Annotated in this window: 1 pseudogene; it reads right to left on the bottom strand. The window is 65.4% G+C overall.

Annotated elements, in window-relative coordinates:
• Positions 1-719 precede the first annotated feature (719 nt).
• Positions 720-1034: pseudogene (locus ACGFYN_RS47860) on the bottom strand (transposase); the annotation flags it as partial.
• Positions 1035-1521 lie beyond the last annotated feature (487 nt).

Genomic DNA, 1521 nt, shown 5'->3' on the forward strand with positions numbered 1-1521 from the left:
GGTTGGGAGCCATAGCGCGGCGGACCACGGCCTGGTTACTGGTCATAAAACACCTCCTATTTACGTATGCAAGCGCCATGCCAGGACGCTTCCTGGCGGATGCCCTTGAATGTAAGGTGCCGATCAGTGCATGCAACTGAGTGTTTGTTGCTCATCGCCGGGTTGAACCGCTCCGGGACTGATGGAGGCTCGATTCCGTGAGCGGATAGAGTCATGGCACGTCCGTCCTCTACCCTGACGAGCTTCCCGAACGTGCGATGCGCATGGTCGCGGAGTTCCGTCCGAACTATCCGACCGACCGAGCGGGACGATGAAGGCGGTCGCGGCGAAGCTGGGTATCGGTGCGGCCGAAACAGTGCGGACCTGGATCGAGAGATCCGCAAGGCAAGGTGGACGTGGGTCAGCGGCCCAGCACCGCCTCCGAGGAAGCCGCGGACCCTGTCCGGCCCGTGCGCCGAAACCAACCGGCACGGCCCCGGCAGACCGCTCGGCTCGAAGAACCGTCGCCCGCCACCCGGTACGACGTGGGCGAAACAGTCAGGTGACCCGAGACCATCACCGAACGTGACCAGGTCAGACCATAAAGAACTTTCCAATAGCGGACGTCAAGCCGTAGCCGCGACGGAGGGGCGGGGTTCGTAGGAGGTCTGGTCGCGGATCATGGCCCAGAGGACGTTGAGGCATCGGCGGCCAGAGCGAGGACGGCCTGGATGTGGCGGTTCAAGGCGGTGGACACCCAGGCGTCGGATCGCGGCCGGTGCTTGATAGCCGGTCAGCAGCACGACCGGCCCGCGGCCCTTGCGGAGTAGGACACTCTCCAAGGCCAGGAAGATCTGCAGCAGTTGTTCGCGCAGCCGGTTGATCTGACGGTTGCGGTCGTGGATCAGGTCGAGGCGGTGGCCTGTGAGGATGCGCAGGTCGACGGCGACCTCGTCGCCCGGCCGCAGCAATCCGAGGTCCTGGCGCATACGGGCCTGATCGGCGATCACGTGGGCGTCCTTGGCGTCGGTCTTGCCCTGGCCGCGGTAGCCGGTCACAGATGCCCCGGCTGCGCAGGAACCAGGCAAGGGTCTCCCGGTGGGCACGGCGGTCACTGTGAAGTACATGACGCGGTCAACGGGTGTTCCCTGCCGGCAGATCGAGGCGAGGTCCTTTCGGATCTTGACCGGGGCACCGGTGGCCTGAACGGTGCAGGCCATCACCACCCGCTGGGTGGAGCCAGCGACGCGAAAAGGGGTGTGGGGCAGTTCCCGAGGGATCAAGGTGGAGATCGTCGTTCCACCAGATGGCGGGCGAAGCTGAGCGTAGCCAAGCTCGGCGCGGTGGGGGCCGGAGTCGCTGCGCGAGCTCAGGTTGGTGGCAGCGGCGATGCTGCCGAGGATCGACCTGCCGGACCTGCTGTTTCGAGTGCACAGCTGGACCGGCTTTTTGGACGCGTTCCGGCAGTCTCGGGAAGGGAGACGCTGATGGAGGGCCCATGGTCTGCCTGGTGGCCCTGCTGGTGAGTGACGGTTGCAACAT

It is taken from the genome of Streptomyces sp. NPDC048419 (assembly GCF_043200415.1).
Lineage (GTDB): Bacteria > Actinomycetota > Actinomycetes > Streptomycetales > Streptomycetaceae > Streptomyces.